The organism is Ruegeria sp. S263 (assembly GCF_056780525.1).
The window spans coordinates 3,388,933-3,405,053 of the sequence record NZ_CM165558.1; the positions used below are offsets into that span (position 1 = coordinate 3,388,933).

General features: G+C 59.2%; 19 protein-coding genes and 1 riboswitch. Of the genes, 10 read left to right on the forward strand and 9 right to left on the reverse strand.

All coding sequences use genetic code 11. The annotated features are described in order from the left end of the window. Together urtB and urtA are read right to left on the reverse strand one after the other, a co-directional pair. On the reverse strand, positions 1-1,953 hold the full coding sequence (urtB, locus tag ACT2B1_RS16695; RefSeq protein ID WP_481668213.1) for an urea ABC transporter permease subunit UrtB: 1,953 nt from the start codon (positions 1,951-1,953) through the stop codon (positions 1-3). A 61-nt stretch (positions 1,954-2,014) separates the two neighbouring features. Continuing rightward, positions 2,015-3,295 (reverse strand): urea ABC transporter substrate-binding protein, encoded by a 1,281-nt coding sequence (gene urtA / locus ACT2B1_RS16700; protein WP_171126269.1) that lies wholly within the window; start codon positions 3,293-3,295, stop codon positions 2,015-2,017. A gap of 398 nt (positions 3,296-3,693) precedes the next feature. Here urtA and ACT2B1_RS16705 point away from each other — a divergent pair, with 398 nt between their 5' ends. The 9 genes from ACT2B1_RS16705 (at position 3,694) to ureG (ending at position 9,151) form a co-directional block, all read left to right on the forward strand. Continuing rightward, positions 3,694-4,509: an urease accessory protein UreD gene (locus tag ACT2B1_RS16705; RefSeq protein WP_371808253.1), complete on the forward strand. Its 816-nt coding sequence runs from the start codon at positions 3,694-3,696 to the stop codon at positions 4,507-4,509. Between the two features lies 1 nt (position 4,510). Beyond that, a complete protein-coding gene (locus ACT2B1_RS16710; RefSeq protein ID WP_152460019.1) occupies positions 4,511-4,813 on the forward strand; it encodes an urease subunit gamma in 303 nt (100 codons plus the stop codon). 15 nt (positions 4,814-4,828) lie between these two features. After that, positions 4,829-4,990, forward strand: a complete 162-nt coding sequence (locus tag ACT2B1_RS16715) for a peptidase M23 (RefSeq protein WP_171123792.1) — start codon at positions 4,829-4,831, stop codon at positions 4,988-4,990. Further along, positions 4,987-5,292: an urease subunit beta gene (locus tag ACT2B1_RS16720; protein ID WP_171123794.1), complete on the forward strand. Its 306-nt coding sequence runs from the start codon at positions 4,987-4,989 to the stop codon at positions 5,290-5,292. Before ACT2B1_RS16715 ends, ACT2B1_RS16720 begins: the two co-directional genes overlap by 4 nt. Beyond that, positions 5,292-7,052 (forward strand): urease subunit alpha, encoded by a 1,761-nt coding sequence (ureC, locus tag ACT2B1_RS16725; RefSeq protein WP_481668214.1) that lies wholly within the window; start codon positions 5,292-5,294, stop codon positions 7,050-7,052. Before ACT2B1_RS16720 ends, ureC begins: the two co-directional genes overlap by 1 nt. A 115-nt stretch (positions 7,053-7,167) precedes the next feature. Further along, positions 7,168-7,392, forward strand: a complete 225-nt coding sequence (locus ACT2B1_RS16730) for a hypothetical protein (protein ID WP_171123798.1) — start codon at positions 7,168-7,170, stop codon at positions 7,390-7,392. Between the two features lie 28 nt (positions 7,393-7,420). Then, positions 7,421-7,873: an urease accessory protein UreE gene (locus tag ACT2B1_RS16735; protein ID WP_171123801.1), complete on the forward strand. Its 453-nt coding sequence runs from the start codon at positions 7,421-7,423 to the stop codon at positions 7,871-7,873. Continuing rightward, on the forward strand, positions 7,839-8,510 hold the full coding sequence (locus ACT2B1_RS16740) for an urease accessory protein UreF (RefSeq protein ID WP_254449246.1): 672 nt from the start codon (positions 7,839-7,841) through the stop codon (positions 8,508-8,510). Before ACT2B1_RS16735 ends, ACT2B1_RS16740 begins: the two co-directional genes overlap by 35 nt. Further along, positions 8,507-9,151, forward strand: coding sequence for an urease accessory protein UreG (ureG, locus tag ACT2B1_RS16745; protein ID WP_481668215.1), 645 nt, complete (start codon positions 8,507-8,509; stop codon positions 9,149-9,151). Before ACT2B1_RS16740 ends, ureG begins: the two co-directional genes overlap by 4 nt. Positions 9,152-9,224: 73 nt before the next feature. On the opposite strand, the gene ACT2B1_RS16750 is transcribed toward ureG, so the two are convergent. The 7 genes from ACT2B1_RS16750 to ACT2B1_RS16780 all read right to left on the reverse strand — a co-directional run bounded on the left by ACT2B1_RS16750 (position 9,225) and on the right by ACT2B1_RS16780 (position 14,789). Continuing rightward, complete coding sequence (locus ACT2B1_RS16750) at positions 9,225-10,238, reverse strand: FecCD family ABC transporter permease (RefSeq protein ID WP_171126272.1); 1,014 nt, start codon at positions 10,236-10,238, stop codon at positions 9,225-9,227. Position 10,239: 1 nt separating this feature from the next. After that, on the reverse strand, positions 10,240-11,187 hold the full coding sequence (locus tag ACT2B1_RS16755; protein WP_171240967.1) for an ABC transporter substrate-binding protein: 948 nt from the start codon (positions 11,185-11,187) through the stop codon (positions 10,240-10,242). Positions 11,188-11,199: 12 nt separating this feature from the next. Then, a complete protein-coding gene (locus ACT2B1_RS16760; RefSeq protein WP_171123809.1) occupies positions 11,200-11,991 on the reverse strand; it encodes an ABC transporter ATP-binding protein in 792 nt (263 codons plus the stop codon). After that, on the reverse strand, positions 11,988-12,275 hold the full coding sequence (locus ACT2B1_RS16765; RefSeq protein ID WP_481668216.1) for a DUF1636 family protein: 288 nt from the start codon (positions 12,273-12,275) through the stop codon (positions 11,988-11,990). The genes ACT2B1_RS16760 and ACT2B1_RS16765 overlap by 4 nt, the downstream gene beginning before the upstream one ends. 170 nt (positions 12,276-12,445) lie before the next feature. Further along, positions 12,446-12,651: riboswitch (cobalamin riboswitch) on the reverse strand. A gap of 94 nt (positions 12,652-12,745) precedes the next feature. Continuing rightward, positions 12,746-13,543 carry an iron chelate uptake ABC transporter family permease subunit gene (locus ACT2B1_RS16770; RefSeq protein WP_171123813.1) on the reverse strand — a complete coding sequence of 266 codons (798 nt, stop codon included), beginning with the start codon at positions 13,541-13,543 and terminating at the stop codon, positions 12,746-12,748. Further along, on the reverse strand, positions 13,543-14,274 hold the full coding sequence (locus ACT2B1_RS16775; RefSeq protein ID WP_171126275.1) for an ATP-binding cassette domain-containing protein: 732 nt from the start codon (positions 14,272-14,274) through the stop codon (positions 13,543-13,545). The genes ACT2B1_RS16770 and ACT2B1_RS16775 overlap by 1 nt, the downstream gene beginning before the upstream one ends. A gap of 2 nt (positions 14,275-14,276) precedes the next feature. Further along, positions 14,277-14,789: a Fur family transcriptional regulator gene (locus tag ACT2B1_RS16780; protein ID WP_171123816.1), complete on the reverse strand. Its 513-nt coding sequence runs from the start codon at positions 14,787-14,789 to the stop codon at positions 14,277-14,279. A 56-nt stretch (positions 14,790-14,845) separates the two neighbouring features. On the opposite strand from ACT2B1_RS16780, the gene ACT2B1_RS16785 reads away from it, so the two are divergent. Next, positions 14,846-15,853, forward strand: coding sequence for a zinc ABC transporter substrate-binding protein (locus tag ACT2B1_RS16785; RefSeq protein ID WP_481668217.1), 1,008 nt, complete (start codon positions 14,846-14,848; stop codon positions 15,851-15,853). Positions 15,854-16,121 lie beyond the last annotated feature (268 nt).

A 16,121-nucleotide genomic window follows, 5' to 3' on the forward strand; every position in this document is an offset into this window, starting at 1 on the left:
TCAATCCCCCGCCGCGCGGCCTTTGAGGGCGATGATGCCCCTTGGCCGGAACTGAATGAAAATGATGATGAAGATGATCATGTAGGTCTGCGCGGCGAGGGTGTTCGACGGGTTCATCCACTCGATCCCTTTTTGCAGGAAGCCGATCATGCCAGCGCCCGCCAGTGCGCCCCAGATGTTGCCGACACCGCCAACGACCACGGTCATGAAGCTCTGCACGATATAGTCGCTGCCCAGATCGGACGTGACTTTGGCGAACAACCCAATCGCAACGCCCGCAATCCCGGCGATGCCCGAGCCCAAGCCGAAGGTCAGCATATTCACCCGCCCTGGATTGATCCCCATCGACCCGGCCATACGCGGATTCTGCGTCACCGCGCGCATCTCAAGCCCAAGCCGGGTACGCTTCATGATGTAAAGGAACAGCCCCAAAAAGATCATCGCCAGCACAAAGATCGCGATACGGATATAGCTGATCGAGACCACATCGTTCAGCACCAATGCTCCGTCCAGCCAGCCGGGCGCGGTCAGCGGGCGCGCCTGCGTGCCAAAGATGTTCTTGGCCAATTGCTGTAGCGCGATCGAGATGCCGAAGGTTGCCAGCAGCGTTTCCAGCGGACGGGAATAGAGCCAGCGGATCACCAACCGCTCCATCGCGACGCCCATGGCGAAGGTGACGGCAAAGGCCATCGGGATGGCGACGATGATTGACAGCGTATGGTCGGGGATGAACTGCTGCACCACGTAGCCGGTATAGGCGCCCATCATGATGAACTCACCATGGGCCATGTTGATCACGCCCATCACGCCGAAGGTGATGGCCAGACCGATGGCCGCGAGGAAATAGATCGACGCCAGCGAGATCGCGTCCAGCGTCAAATCGAACGTCTGGTTCAGGCCGACCTTCAGCTCGATCTTCTCCAGCGCTTGCGCGGCGGCGGAGGTCACTTCGGGCGACGGCTCTGCGTAGGTTTCAAAGAACACATGTGCGCCCAGCGCGGCGTCGATGTCGGCCTCAGTGACCAGCGCAGGAACAAGTCCGGTTTCTGCCAGCGCCGCATAAGCCTGTGCGCGGGTGGCGTCTGTATTCAGTTGCGCGACAGGGACGTCGCCGACGCGGCCACCGTCGATATGAGCAGCCAGTGCAGAGCGGATATCGTCCGGTGAAATGCGCGGGGCGGCCAGATCGCTGACAACCAGCAGGTCATAGGCCGCATCTCGTGAAAGTACGTCTGATCCGGGCTCCAGCACGGTCGCTATATTCTCATCCGAGGGCAATTCCGCAGCCGTCTGCAATCTGGTCACGACCAGAGGATTCAGCGCTGCGCGGACATCCACGCCCAGATCGCCGGACATGTCCTCAATCGCGGCAACGCGCGCTGCATTGTCTTCGTCATAACCAATGGTCAGCAACCGCTCCAGCCGCTGTTTCTGCGCCTTCAACGCCTCGTCGGGTTCATCTTCAATCGACGCGCGCAGGGGGGCCAGCAAGGCCCCTTCAGGATCACGTTGTATAGATTGCAACGCGGCCGCGCGTTTCGCACGGTCCGGGTCGGTCAGTTGGAATTGCACCAAGGCCGTCCCGATCATTGCGCGGATACCGCTATTGGGCTTCAATTGTTTCAGGTCAGATTTCTCGTACGTGCCAACAACTTCGCCGGTGTCGAAATCGGTCAGCTCATAAGAACGTCCCTCACCCTTTTTACCGGCAAAGAACAGACCATCCGACTTGCGCATCCACACATTCTTGGCGGCCCAAGTCTCAAGCATCACCTGCGCCTGAGGCAAACCACTGCTGGCAATCGCGTCAATCGCAGGTCCGATCGTCTTGCGTGAGCTTTTGGCGATGATCTCCTGATGCTCTTGCAGGATCGGTTGCAGACCGCCCTCTTGCGCGTTGGCAGTCAGGCAGGCGCACAGAATTGCGAGGCCCGCAAGGAATAGTCGTAACATGTAGAGAAACCCGAGGTGTCTTATGGGCAAGGCGGGCGATCACACCCGCCTTGCATCTGGTTTAGTAGTTCGACAGCGTCTGAACGCAGGTCTTGGTCTCGGTGTTGTACATACCGCAGCCCAGCTCTTTCCAATCCGAGATCAGAACCGCCGATTCTGGCAGGAAGTCTGTCCAGGCATCACCCGGCACAACCTCGGTTTCGCTGATGATGTCGAACTGACCGTCTTCCTGAATCTCACCGATCAGAACCGGTTTCGCCAAGTGGTGGTTCGGCAGCATAACCGCCGTGCCGCCAGTCAGGTTCGGGAACTCCTGCCCGTACATCGCGGCGCGTACGTCGTCGACCTCGGTCGAGCCAGCCTCAGTTGCGGCGTTCACCCACATGTTGAAACCGATATAGTGCGCCTCCATCGGGTCATTGGTCACACGCTCGTCACCCATGGTGGCTTTCCATGTTTCAACGAATTCAGCGTTGGCTTCGGTATCGGCCGACTGGAAATAGTTCCACGCGGCCAGGTGACCGACCAGGTTCGCGGTATCCAGACCCGACAGTTCTTCTTCACCGACCGAGAAGGCCACGACAGGAATGTCATCCGCCGAAACGCCCGCAGCGGCCAGTTCTTTGTAGAAGCCGATATTCGCGTCGCCATTGATGGTCGAGATCACACCGACTTTCTTGCCATCCGCGCCCAGCGCGACAACGTCCGCCACGATCTTGGACCAGTCAGAATGACCGAACGGAGTGTAGTTGACGAAGATATCCTCGTCCGCGATGCCTTTACCCTTCAGGTAGCTTTCCAGAATGTTGTTGGTGGTACGCGGGTACACATAGTCGGTGCCCAGCAGCGCGAATTTCTCGACGCCCAGCTCATCCAGGAAATAGTCAGTCGCAGGGATCGCCTGCTGGTTCGGCGCGGCGCCGGTATAGAAGACGTTTTTCGAGGATTCCTCGCCCTCATACTGAACAGGGTAGAACAGCAGGCCGTTCAGCTCTTCGATCACCGGCAGAACCGACTTACGGCTGACCGACGTCCAGTTGCCAAAGATCACATCCACCTCATGTACGGTCAGCAGCTCGCGCGCTTTTTCCGCAAACAGCGGCCAGTCGGATGCGGGGTCAACGACCACGGCCTCAAGCTGTTTGCCCAGCAGGCCACCCTTGGCGTTTTGCTGGTCGATCAGCATCAGCATGGTGTCTTTCAGCGTGGTTTCCGAAATCGCCATGGTGCCCGACAGCGAGTGCAATACACCGACTTTGATCGTGTCTTCAGCAGACAGTGCAGCGGTCGCCATGGCGGCAAAGACAAGTGATCCGGCGAGCGTGGATTTGAGAGATGTCATATGATTCTCCTGGGCGGGGCCGGGAGAGAGGGCTTGCGCAGACGCGCACTCTTCTTCTACCTGATCCCCGCAACTGTTGTTGCGTTCCGTGTGGCGGTTGTGTCCGAGGTCCAATTCGCGCAGCCGTCACACACCCCCGGGTCGTCTCCTCGGCGGGCACCCATACGGTTTCTGCATCGCCGAGAATTTAGCAAATGCAGGGCCCATCATTTTTCACAATCCGCCGTATCTGCCTGTTTTTTGACCAGCCGCCTGAGGTCACGCCCAAAAATTAATCACGTACTGCGGAAAACCGACGAAAACCGACGTCGAAGAATAGAGTTCCGGCGCGCAAACGTTGAAACAAGCAGCATAACTTCTGGTTCCGCAGGTGCGCCATTACTCAACATGCCTCCATATTGCCCAAGCAAGACGCGATGCCGCCGCGCGCGAAGGGCGCGATTCGGCTAAGTGCAAAGCAATTGGGCGAAAAGTCGGTATTGGACGGTTTTCGCCAATCGGGGTCATTTAAGTGCCTGTTTCCCCGAACCGACGGGAACGCGCTGGACGCGGTGCTGCTGAACACCGCTGGCGGCATCACGGGCGGGGACGCATTCCGCTTTAGCGGCCACGCGGGCGATGGCACGACCCTGACCCTGACCACCCAAGCCTGCGAACGCGCGTACAAGGCCAAACCCGGCCCGTCAGGTCAGATCGTGAACCATCTCAGCGTCGCTCCGGGCGCGCGGCTGAACTGGCTACCGCAGGAAACCATTCTGTTCGACGGCAGCGCGCTGGATCGCCGGTTGCAGATCGACCTTGCCCCGGATGCCACCGCCCTGATGGTCGAACCCCTGATCTTTGGTCGCATGGCGATGGGCGAGACCCTGACCAATATCCGCCTGCGAGACCGAATTGAGATCGCTCGTGATGGCGCACCTCTGTTTATGGACGCGATGCAGTTCGACGGTGATCTGCACGCCCACCTGGCCAAGACACATATCGCGGGCGGTGCGGGGGCGATGGCGCTGGTCGCCTTTGCCTCACCCACTGCCGAGGGTCAGATCGGCCCTATCCGCGCGATGCTGCCCTCCACCGCAGGAGCCTCGCTGATCCAAAGCGATCTGCTGGTGATCCGGGTGCTTGCCGAAGACAGCTTTACCCTCCGTCGAACACTGATGCCGGTGCTGCGGCGGCTGAACAATGACACGCTTCCCCGATGCTGGATGATCTGACATGAACCTGACCCCCCGTGAAAAAGACAAACTGCTGGTCGCCATGGCCGCCGAGGTCGCCCGCAAGCGATTGGCCCGAGGCGTCAAGCTGAACCACCCCGAGGCGATCGCGCTGATCACCGACGCGGTGGTCGAAGGCGCGCGCGATGGGCGCTCGGTTGCCGATATGATGCAGGCCGGAGCCGAAGTGATCACCCGCGCGCAATGCATGGAAGGTGTGCCCGAGATGATCCACGAAGTTCAGGTCGAAGCCACCTTCCCTGATGGCACCAAACTGGTGACCGTCCACAACCCTATTCGCTAAGAAAGGAACACTAACATGACCCGTATGCTTTTCCCCGCCCTGATCCTTGCTGGCCCTGCGGCAGCCCATAACGGAACACATATCCATGCGCATGGCTCGGATTACGCCACTCTGGGCGTTGGTCTGGCCGTTGTCGCGCTGGCCGCCTTCGCGTTGATGGTAAAGCTGAACAAATGATCCCAGGCGAGCTGTTCCCGGCCAAGGGCGAGATCACCCTTAACGCAAGTGCCTCAGCCATCACCCTGATGGTCGCCAATACTGGTGACCGCCCGGTTCAGGTCGGCTCGCACTATCATTTCGCCGAAACCAACCCAGCGCTGGATTTCGACCGCGCCGCCGCACACGGGCTGCGTCTGGACATCGCCCCCGGCACCGCCGTCCGGTTCGAGCCCGGTCAGGCGCGCGAGGTCTCGCTGATCCCCATCGGGGGCGCGCGTAAGATCTATGGGTTCAATCAAAAGGTCATGGGGTCGCTCTGATGCCAGCAACAATCAAACGCTCTGACTATGCCGCCATGTTCGGCCCCACCACCGGCGACAGGCTGCGGTTGGCTGATACCGATCTGGTGATCGAGGTTGAACGCGACCTGACCGCCGAACGCGCGGGTGCCGCTGCTACCGGGGGCGCCGGCGGCAACGCGCTGCTTTACGGCGAAGAGGTCAAGTTCGGCGGTGGCAAGGTGATCCGCGACGGGATGGGGCAGTCTCAGGCCACGCGGGCCGAAGGGGCCGTGGACACGGTCATCACCAATGCGCTGATCGTGGATCACTCGGGCATCTACAAGGCGGATGTAGGCCTGAAAGACGGGCGCATCGCCAAGATCGGCAAGGCCGGGAACCCCGACACGCAACCCGGCGTCGATATCATCATCGGCCCCGGCACCGAGGCTGTTGCGGGCGAAGGGCGTATCCTGACCGCCGGGGGTTTCGACAGCCATATCCATTTTATCTGCCCACAACAGATCGAGGATGCGCTGCATTCCGGCCTGACCACCATGCTGGGCGGCGGCACTGGCCCTGCGCATGGGACGCTGGCCACCACCTGCACGCCAGGACCGTGGCATATCGGGCGGATGTTGCAGGCCGCCGACGCGTTTCCGATGAACCTGGCCTTTGCGGGCAAGGGCAACGCCTCGCTGCCCGCCGCGCTGGAGGAGCAGATCAACGCGGGCGCCTGCGCCCTGAAACTACACGAGGATTGGGGCACCACCCCTGCCGCTATCGACTGCTGCCTGACGGTGGCCGACGCGATGGACGTGCAGGTCATGATCCACACCGACACGCTGAACGAATCCGGTTTTGTCGAGAACACCGTGGGGGCCATGAAAGGCCGGACGATTCACGCCTTCCACACCGAAGGCGCAGGCGGTGGTCACGCCCCCGATATCATCAAGATCTGCGGCGAGAACCACGTTCTGCCGTCTTCGACCAACCCGACGCGCCCCTTCACCGTGAACACTGTCGAAGAGCATCTGGATATGCTGATGGTGTGCCACCACCTCGACAAATCCATCCCCGAGGATGTGGCCTTTGCCGAAAGTCGCATCCGGCGCGAGACGATCGCGGCCGAGGATATCCTGCACGACATGGGCGCGTTCAGCATCATCGCCTCGGACAGTCAGGCTATGGGCCGTGTGGGTGAGGTTCTAATCCGCACATGGCAGACCGCCGACAAAATGAAGAAACAGCGCGGCCGCCTGCCCGAGGAAACTGGCGAGAACGATAATATGCGCGTGCGCCGCTATATCGCCAAATACACCATCAACCCGGCGATAGCCCACGGCCTGAGCCATCAGATCGGCAGCATCGAAGAAGGCAAGCGCGCCGACCTGGTGCTGTGGAACCCGGCCTTTTTCGGGGTCAAGCCCGAGATGGTTCTGCTGGGCGGCACCATCGCCTGCGCGCAGATGGGCGACCCCAATGCCTCGATCCCGACACCGCAGCCGGTCTATAGCCGTCCGATGTTCGGGGCCTATGGGCGTTCGGTCGAACATTCGGCGATCACTTTTGTCTCGGGCGCGGCGCAGGCTGCGGGAGTTGGTGATACACTGGGGTTGGCCAAGCAAACCGTCGCGGTGCAAAACACCCGCAATATCGGCAAAAGCGACCTGTTGCTGAACAACGCCACGCCGCAGGTCGAGGTTGACCCCGAAACCTATGAGGTCCGCGCCGATGGCGAGTTGCTGACCTGCCAACCCGCCGAGGTTCTGCCCATGGCGCAACGCTATTTCATGTTCTGAGACATGCTGCGTTGCAGCATATGCAACGCAGCCATGACCAAACATCTACTACAAAACGAGGCCGACATGACACATCATGAAGACCAAGGGAGGACCAACAAGTTTGAAGGTCCACATGGCACATTCAGCACCGCAAACCACCCCGCGCGTTTCGCTACCCGGACTGATCGCATCCTTCGGGACGTCGATCTATTCGTTTCTTATCCGGATGGCAGACGCACAAACGCGCGTTCAGCAGATCAGATTTCTTCAATCCCTCAGCGACGAAGACTTGCGCAAGCTCGGGTTGACACGCGACCGGATCCCACACCGCGTCTTCGCGGATTCAATCTGGCTTTGACCGGGCTTTTGGCAGGGGGGGCAACCGCATGACAGCTCTTCTCTGCACGGCACGGCAGTATTCCGACCATACGCATGGTGACCCCGCCGACCACCTGTCACTGACTTATGAAGATCGCTTTCTGCGCCGCAAGGTGCTGACCTGTGAAAGCGGTGAGCAGATTCTGATTGATCTGTCACAAACAACCTCGCTAGATCATGGCGGTGCCCTGATCCTTGACGACGGGCGCGAGGTCGAAATCCAGGCCGCGCCAGAAGCGTTGCTGGAAGTCACGGCCCCCGACCTGACCCGCATCGCGTGGCATATCGGCAACCGCCACACACCCTGTCAGGTCGAAGCGGACCGCCTGCTGATCCAAATCGACCACGTCATCCGCGACATGTTGCTGAAAATCGGCGCAACGGTGCGTGAGGTTCAGGAACCCTTTACCCCCGAAGGTGGTGCTTATGGCCACGGCAGGACCCATGGCCACGCCCACTGACACAGATATCCTGACGCTGACCCAATGGCTCTCGCCTGCTTATCCGGTGGGAGGGTTCGCGTATTCACACGGTCTGGAATGGGCGATCGAGTGCGGCAGCGTTGCCAACGCCGCCGACACAAAGGAGTGGGTTGCCGATGTGATCGAATACGGCTCTGGCCGGAATGATTGCATATTTCTTTCAGCCGCGTATTCGGCACAGACCACCACCTCCTTGTCCGAGGTGGATCAGGCTGCGCGCGCATTCTGCGCCTCGTCCGAGCGGTTGATGGAAACTCGACTGCTGGGAGAGGCGTTTTGCGGCATAACCGCAGATGTCTGGGCGGTGGAGCTGGGCACCCTGACCTACCCGGTCGCCGTGGGATACGCTGCACAGCGACAGGGCTTGCCGCTCGCCCTGACGGCCCAGATGTACCTGCAGGCCTTCATGTCCAATCTGGTCGCGTGTGCGACGCGTTTGGTACCGTTGGGTCAAACCGAAGGGCAGCGGATGATCCGCGATCTAACGCCTTTGTGTCAGCATGTGGCGACGGGCGCTGTGACCTTGGGGCTGGATGATCTGGGGTCGACGGCGTTTCTGACAGATGTCGCGTCGATGAAACACGAAACTCAATATTCAAGGATGTTCCGAACATGAGCAAAATGAACGGCCCCCTGCGCGTGGGCATCGGTGGTCCTGTTGGCGCAGGCAAGACAACTCTGACCGCCGCCCTGTCCGAAGCGCTGCGCGACAGGGTATCCGTTGGCGTGATCACCAACGACATCTACACCCGCGAAGATGCCGAGGCGCTGATGCGGATGCAAATCCTGCCGCAGGACCGGATCATCGGCGTCGAAACCGGCGGCTGCCCGCATACGGCCATTCGCGAGGATGCCTCGATCAACCTTGCGGCTGTTGCCGAGATGCAGGCGCGTCACCCCGAGGTCGAGGTCGTTCTGATCGAAAGCGGTGGCGACAACTTGTCTGCCACGTTCAGCCCGGAACTGGCGGACGTTACGCTCTATGTGATCGACGTGGCCGCGGGTGAAGAGATTCCGCGCAAAGGCGGTCCTGCGATCACCAAATCGGACGTCCTGATCATCAACAAGACCGATCTGGCCCCGCATGTTGGCGCGTCGCTGGAGGTGATGGACCGAGACGCGACGAAGATGCGCAACGGTCGCCCATTCGTGTTCACTTCGCTGCGGCATCGCAAGGGCGTGGATCAGGTCGTTGACCTGCTGGCGCAAATCGGGGGGCTGAATATTCCCGTCGCCGTGACCGAGGGGGCCGCCTAGCGCAGCCCCCTGGCAATGGAAGCTCATCGCGAGATTGCAGGCAAACTTTTCGACCTAGACAAAAGTGCCTTCGTCACTTCGTGTCCCTTGCTGTTTTAAACAACAAAAGAAAAACAAAAACCGACCCGATCGAGGTGGTAACAATACCCACTGGCAGTTCCTGAGGCGCAAGCAACAGGCGGCTGAGGATATCTGAACCGGTCAGCAAAGCCGCCCCGACGATGGCGGCAGCGGGCACAAGACGGTTGTGCAGAGGCCCAGCGATCCCACGTGCGATATGGGGCACCATGAGCCCGACAAAACCGATAACCCCCGCAACCGAAACAAAAACGGCGGTCGCTAGTGCCGCTACAAAAAACATGCGGAACCTCAATGCCTGTACCGGAACGCCCAGCGTCGCTGCCGTCAAGTCGCCGGTCAAAAGCGCATCCAGCCAGCGACTGCGCCACAGGGCATACATCAAGATCAGAAACATCCCGGCGCAGACCAGCGGAAATGTCTCCCATCGGGCCAGACCCAGTCCACCCAGCATCCAGAAGATGACCGAGTGCGCGGCGCGACTGTCGCCCGCAAATATCAGATAGTTCGTGATCGCCGAAAACAGAAACGAAACTGCCAACCCCGCCAGGATCAGCTTTTCCGGCGCACTGGTGCGCAACCCGTGAACCAGTGCCAGCACAATTCCCGACGCGACAAGCCCGCCACAAAATGCAGCCAGCGGCAGCGTCCAGAATCCCAGGATGTCGCCGGTCACCGTAATGACGAAAACCGCACCCGCCGCCGCACCCGACGAAAGGCCGAACAGGAAGGGATCAGCCAAGTCGTTGCGTGTTGTGGTCTGAAGCACTACGCCGACAACGCCCAGCCCTGCACCGATCACGGCCGCAAACAATGCACGCGGCAAGCGAAGGTCAAAGACAATGCGGTGCAGCGGCGACACCTCGCCATCCGCCATGCCGGTGCCCAGCATCACCGCATCCAACGCAACCGCGGCTGGAATTTGCGTCGTGCCGTAAATGGTCGAAACCAGCAAAAGGGCGGCCACAACAACCGCCCCAAGCAAGAGTGTCAGGCCAAAACGGCCCATATTAGTTCAGGCCCGGGTGCATCGCGTCGGCCATTTTCGAAATCGCCGCGATATTTGCGGGTCCGGGGGTCAGTTCTTCGTAACGTAGGCCAATCCAGCGCTCGTTCCTTACCGCGTCGGTCTGCGACATCACGGGGTGTTCCTGCAGAAACTTGAACGTGTCCTCCGCGCCGTTGCCGGTCTGATAATCCAGCAGCACAAGAAATTCGGGGTTCGAAGCTGCCACAGCTTCCCACGAGGTGCGGCCCCAGCTTGTGTCCATGTCATGAGTGACATTCGCACCACCAGCTGCAGCGATCATCGCGTCAGGGATGGCGAATTTACCTGCGGTAAAGGGCGCGTCGGCTGGTCCATCCAGCAGGAAAACACGGGGTTTTGGCAGGTCCGCAGTCTGCGCCTGGATCGCTGCCAGTTCCTCTTTCCAGCCGGAAACCAGAGCCTCGGCCTTGTCTTCAACATGCATGACCTCGCCCAGACGAAGCACATCATCAAACAACAGGTCCATGCTGGCCTCGGGACGCTCCTTGTCCAGATGCACACAGCTTTCCGTTAGGATCATTGTCTTGATGCCAAAGGGTTCCAGCGTGTCGGGCGTCACGTCGCCCCCCGGCTTCATCCCATAGTACCAACCCGCGAAGAACAGGTCAGGCTCTACCGCCACAAGGTTCTCAACAGTTGGGTATTTCGGCGCAAGCTCGGGGATGTCACCGCGCAGCGTGTCAAACTCGGGGCTGGTCTTGTACCAGCCGGTGATGCCGGTCAGACCCACGATCTTGTCCTGCAGACCCAACGCAAAGGCCATGTCGGTCATGTTCATATCATGCACAACCAGACGCTCGGGCTGGGTGTCGAACACCAGCGGCGCACCGCAATTATCAACCGTGACTTCGTGCGCGACGGCACCACCTGCCAAAACGGTGGTCAACGCCACAGACAAGATCTGTTTCATTCAGAAATATTCCTATTCATAAGTTGTTATCGAGGTTTTTCGGATATCCAGCGCCGGGATCACGCGCCCTTCGTGGTGAAAGCACAGGTAATCGACGCCAAACGTGTCACTAACCCTGTCCGGGGTCAGCACATCGGCGACCAGCCCAAAACCAGTCAGCCGTGTATCTTTCATCAATGCCACATGAGTGGCAAATTCTGGGATCATCACCAGATCATGCAGGATCATCACCACAGTGATTCCCAGTTCAGCGACCAGCGACAGCATCCGCCCCTTCGTGTCTGGATCCAGATGGTTGGTGGGTTCGTCCAGAAACAAAAGCGTAGGATTCTGGGCCAAAGCACGGGCGATATGCGCGCGCTGGCGTTCCCCCCCGGACAGAACGGCCATCTTTTTTTCGGCCAAAGCACTAAGCCCGGTGAGGCTCAGGATTCTGACCAGATCCGCGGCGTGTTCCTCGGCAGAGCGGTCTGCACGGATCGGAATCTGGCCCAGCGCCACATAATCCCGCAACAGCAACCTGCCATCCGGGAACTCCTGCTGACTGACCACGGCGATCGTCCGCGCCCGATCCCGTGCGGACATCTGTTTCAGGCTGCGTCCGTTGACCAGAACATCACCCTGATTCACCTCGTGCGCGCCGCATAACAGATTCAAAAGCGTCGTCTTGCCTGCCCCGTTGGGCCCGGCAATTGCAAGGATTGCGCCTTCGCATAATGTGAATGAGACCCCCTGCAGCAGTATATCGCCACTAAGAACCTGATGGGTCAGATCACGCGCAACCAAAATAGCTGGGTTGGTCATGGACACAGCCCTTTTTGAATTTGGGGCATGCGGGACAGTGTCTTTGTGAACAGTTTTTTCGGACGCTCGGTCGCATTGGTCCAGCCATCTGCGCTGTTTTGGTATTGGTGGGCAAACTCAGTCAGTGCCTGGATATCCTGCGTATCAAGAATGTCACCAAAAAGGTACTGCGCTTTATCGACTGCCTGAAATCCAACAGTCACAGGCCGCGCGCATCCAGCCATGCAATCGACCATGCGGATGGAAAAACCATTTGGCAAACGATCGAACAGCGCGTCGGACAAGCCCTGCGCGTGGGCCTCTCCCTGGCACGTTTTGCAGATGAGAAGAAAATGGTCAGGCGCTGACGGCATGGGTTCCTCCGCCAGCTTCAAAGCGCGGGCAGACAGTGTCGGAAATGTAAACACGATGTGCTCGTGCCATCAAAGCCTCCTTTCAGGACGCCCCGCCCCGAGTTGGTTAACATTTGATGGCAGGTCTCCTGACTTGCGGGTCGATGCTCGGCCATCCTTCCCGGCACTTGGGCCAGTGGGTTGTTGGCGTCGCTCACCGCTTACAGTTGCGGGGGCAGTCACGGACTTGGCGCAAAATGGCGGCCTCACCGTATTCCCTTTTCATCCCTTGGGCGCACCATCGGGAACCATCATCCGAACGAGTGCCCGAGATCACATGTCAGGTCAACGACAATATTGTGGCAGCCAATCAATTTTTGGCAGACGCAAAACCCCATTGACCAATCCAAAGTATAATTGTCCTACACCCCGCTTCGCGACCGCCATCCCGTGAGGCTGAAACCGGCAAACAAAACCGCGGCCACGCAGACGATTGAGGGACCCGCCGGTGTGTCAAACACATAAGCTGAGCGCAGTCCTGCTACGGCCGAGAAAGCCCCGATTGCCGCGGCAATCAATGCCATCGTTTCCGGAGATCGCGCCAGGCTGCGCGCGGCCGCCGCCGGAATGATCAGCATCGCGGCAATGAGCAACACGCCTACAACTTTGATCGCGACAGCAACCGTAACCGCCAGTGACAAAGTCAGGATCAACTGCTCGCGCTTGGGGTCGAACCCGGTGGCGTAGGCCAATTCTTCGTTCAGCGTAGCGGTCAGCAGTTGCGACCATCGCCATACGATCAACGCGACGACCAGCGCGGCCCCGCCCCAGATCACGACAAGATCGGTGCGCGAAACTGACAGTATGTCACCAAAAAGATAGGCCATCAGGTCGATGCGAATGCCCGACAAAAACGACACCGCGACAAGGCCAAAGGCAAGCGACGAATGCGCCATAACTCCAAGAAGGGTATCCATGGCATAACCGCGACCGGACAGCAATGTGACGGCCAACGCCATGATAAGCGCGACAACCAATGCGCCCAGAAAGACCGACATCTGGAAAGCCAGCGACAGCGCAACACCCAGGATCGCAGCATGAGCGGTGGCATCGCCAAAGTAAGCCATACGCCGCCAGACCACAAAACACCCAAGGGGGGCGGCTGCAATTGCCACGCCAATACCGGCGAGCGTTGCCCGCGTCATAAAATCATCAAGCATTATTCTGCCGCTTCGTGAGAGTGGTCGTGGTTGTGATCATGTTCGTGGCGATACAGGGCAAGCGCGCCACCGGTGCCTGTTCCAAACAGGGCGCGGTATTCTGGTGCCGAAGCAACCACGGCAGGCGACCCCTCGCAGCAGACATGACCATTGAGGCAGATCACCCTGTCCGAAGCACTCATCACAACGTGCAGCTCGTGGCTGATCATCAGGATGGCGCAACCGGTTTCCTGTCTCACCGCCTCGATCTGCTGGTAAAAACTGGCCGAGCCTCGCTGGTCTAGACCTTGCGTGGCTTCGTCCAGCAAAAGGATGTCGGGACGATTGATCAAAGCCCGCGCCAGCAATACGCGCTGAAACTGGCCCCCGGACAGTTGGGACATCTGGCGCTTCAAAAGATCCGGCACACCTGCCGCCGCCAGCGCCGCAGCGCAGTCATCTTTTGAAACACGGTGCGTCAGACGCATGAACCTTGCAACCGAGATCGGCAATGTCGGGTCAACATGCAGTTTTTGCGGCACATAGCCGATTTTCAGCCCAGGCTTCCGGGAAACATGGCCAGCAGAGGGATTTGTCGCACCGATGATGGCCCTAAGCAGACTGGTTTTGCCCGATCCGTTCGGGCCAACGATGGTGACGATCTCACCTGCCTCAATCGCCATATCCACATTTTGCAGAACGGTGTTCGCACCGTACCTTACGCTGAGTTTTTCAACGGTGATCAGGGTCATTTCTACGCCTTTTCGGTGCAGTCGGGGCAAAGCCCTTCGGCTTCTACAACCGTTCGTTCAATTTCGAAACCCGCCGCGCGTGCTGCAGCCCCCAAAACACCTTTGGCCGGAGTGGATTGCGCCTCGGCCACGGCGTCGCATTTTCGGCAGATCATGAAGGCCGGCGAATGAGAGGCCCCCGGGTGAGAACAGGCAACAAAGGCGTTCAGTCGCTCAATCTTATGCACGAACCCATTCTGAGCAAGAAAGTCGAGCGCACGATAGGCCACCGGAGGCTGTGACCCAAAGCCTTCCTCGCGCAATCGGTCGAGTATCGCGTACGCGCCCAGCGCGCGATGCTCTTGCAACAGCATTTCCAGAACCCTGCGACGGACTGGCGTCAGACGCAGTCCTTCTTCCTTGCACCGGTTTTCCGCTGCGGACAGCCCGGCCGCAACGCAAGTCTTGTGGTCATGCTTTTGGAACCCAACCGGGGCCGTATCTCCGGTTATTTCGGGTTGCGTATCACTTGTCATGTTATTCCATATCATGTATGTCGCTCGCAATGTTATAAAATCACACAGAGGGTCTGATGTCCAGAAAGCTTCTCCCACTATCTATCACCGCTGCATTCATGGGCGGAACGGCCTTGGCGGATGTACCCAATGTCGCGGTCGACATCGCGCCAGTTCACTCGCTTGTGGCACGGGTTATGGAAGGTGTCGGAACGCCCGACCTGATCATCTCACAGGGTGCCTCGCCGCACGAATACAATCTGCGCCCCTCAGAAGCTGCTGCGCTGCAAGACGCCAACTTGGTTTTTTGGATGGGTGAAGACCTGACACCGTGGATGGAAGGGGCCGTCGAGACCCTTGCTGACGGCGCAACCGTCACGACCCTGTTGGAAACGGATGGAACTATTCTTCTGAATTTCCGTGAGAACGCCCTGTTTGAAGCCCACGATCATGACGATCACGCCAAACATGACGGCCATGACGACCATGCTGAAGCCAAAGGTCATGACGATGAACATGCCCATGATGATCATGACCACGAGGGGCATGACGACCACGATGGTCACGCGCATGGGGACCATGACCCGCACGCCTGGTTGTCGCCAGAGAACGCAAATACGTGGCTGAATGTGATCGCCGCTCAACTATCTGCGGCTGATCCGGACAACGCCGGTACGTATTTCGCAAATTCTGCGGCGGCGCGCGAAGAAATGGCGGCCCTGTCTGCTGAGATCGCCGAAACGCTCGAGCCGGTCCGAGGAGGCAGCTTTGTCGTCTTCCACGATGCCTACCAGTATTTTGAAAATGCGTTTGATTTTCCCGCCTCTGGCGCCATTTCGATCGGTGATGCATCCGACCCAAGCCCGGCCCGCATTGCTGAAATTCAGGCGCGCATCAAGGACGAAGGCGTGAAATGCGTTCTGGCCGAACCGCAGTTCAATCCTGGGATCGTCGAGGTTGTGATGGATGGTGCCGACGCCAATACCGCAGTGATCGACCCGCTCGGCTCTGATCTTGAGCCCGGAGCGGCGCTTTACTCCCAAGTCATTCGCAACATGGCGCAAACACTGGCCGATTGCCTTTGATCCCCTGCCCGGCCGAAGTTCAAAATTCGGCCGGGCTGAACGTCAGCGGCATCGCAAGTGAGTGTTTGCCCAAGTTCCGAGTGATCGCGATCCGCTGACGTTTTCAAATTCGCCCTAAAACCGAACGAAAGACCTACGGCCTTAGCCCCAATCCGCGAACATCCACGAGGCGCTTGTGGTTTACATTTTCATATCGTTAGGTTATTACATTTCATTATCTAAATTACGACCTCCCACCCCACGCCAACATGTTGCGAACCCGTCGCCC

Bases quoted from the DNA above. Each gene is read 5' to 3' on its own strand.
- urtB (WP_481668213.1), bottom strand. From the start codon at position 1,953: ATGTTACGACTATTCCTTGCGGGCCTCGCAATTCTGTGCGCCTGCCTG.
- urtA (WP_171126269.1), bottom strand. From the start codon at position 3,295: ATGACATCTCTCAAATCCACGCTCGCCGGATCACTTGTCTTTGCCGCC.
- ACT2B1_RS16710 (WP_152460019.1), top strand. From the start codon at position 4,511: ATGAACCTGACCCCCCGTGAAAAAGACAAACTGCTGGTCGCCATGGCC.
- ACT2B1_RS16715 (WP_171123792.1), top strand. From the start codon at position 4,829: ATGACCCGTATGCTTTTCCCCGCCCTGATCCTTGCTGGCCCTGCGGCA.
- ACT2B1_RS16720 (WP_171123794.1), top strand. From the start codon at position 4,987: ATGATCCCAGGCGAGCTGTTCCCGGCCAAGGGCGAGATCACCCTTAAC.
- ureC (WP_481668214.1), top strand. From the start codon at position 5,292: ATGCCAGCAACAATCAAACGCTCTGACTATGCCGCCATGTTCGGCCCC.
- ACT2B1_RS16730 (WP_171123798.1), top strand. From the start codon at position 7,168: ATGGCACATTCAGCACCGCAAACCACCCCGCGCGTTTCGCTACCCGGA.
- ACT2B1_RS16735 (WP_171123801.1), top strand. From the start codon at position 7,421: ATGACAGCTCTTCTCTGCACGGCACGGCAGTATTCCGACCATACGCAT.
- ACT2B1_RS16740 (WP_254449246.1), top strand. From the start codon at position 7,839: ATGGCCACGGCAGGACCCATGGCCACGCCCACTGACACAGATATCCTG.
- ureG (WP_481668215.1), top strand. From the start codon at position 8,507: ATGAGCAAAATGAACGGCCCCCTGCGCGTGGGCATCGGTGGTCCTGTT.
- ACT2B1_RS16750 (WP_171126272.1), bottom strand. From the start codon at position 10,238: ATGGGCCGTTTTGGCCTGACACTCTTGCTTGGGGCGGTTGTTGTGGCC.
- ACT2B1_RS16755 (WP_171240967.1), bottom strand. From the start codon at position 11,187: ATGAAACAGATCTTGTCTGTGGCGTTGACCACCGTTTTGGCAGGTGGT.
- ACT2B1_RS16760 (WP_171123809.1), bottom strand. From the start codon at position 11,991: ATGACCAACCCAGCTATTTTGGTTGCGCGTGATCTGACCCATCAGGTT.
- ACT2B1_RS16770 (WP_171123813.1), bottom strand. From the start codon at position 13,543: ATGCTTGATGATTTTATGACGCGGGCAACGCTCGCCGGTATTGGCGTG.
- ACT2B1_RS16775 (WP_171126275.1), bottom strand. From the start codon at position 14,274: ATGACCCTGATCACCGTTGAAAAACTCAGCGTAAGGTACGGTGCGAAC.
- ACT2B1_RS16780 (WP_171123816.1), bottom strand. From the start codon at position 14,789: ATGACAAGTGATACGCAACCCGAAATAACCGGAGATACGGCCCCGGTT.
- ACT2B1_RS16785 (WP_481668217.1), top strand. From the start codon at position 14,846: ATGTCCAGAAAGCTTCTCCCACTATCTATCACCGCTGCATTCATGGGC.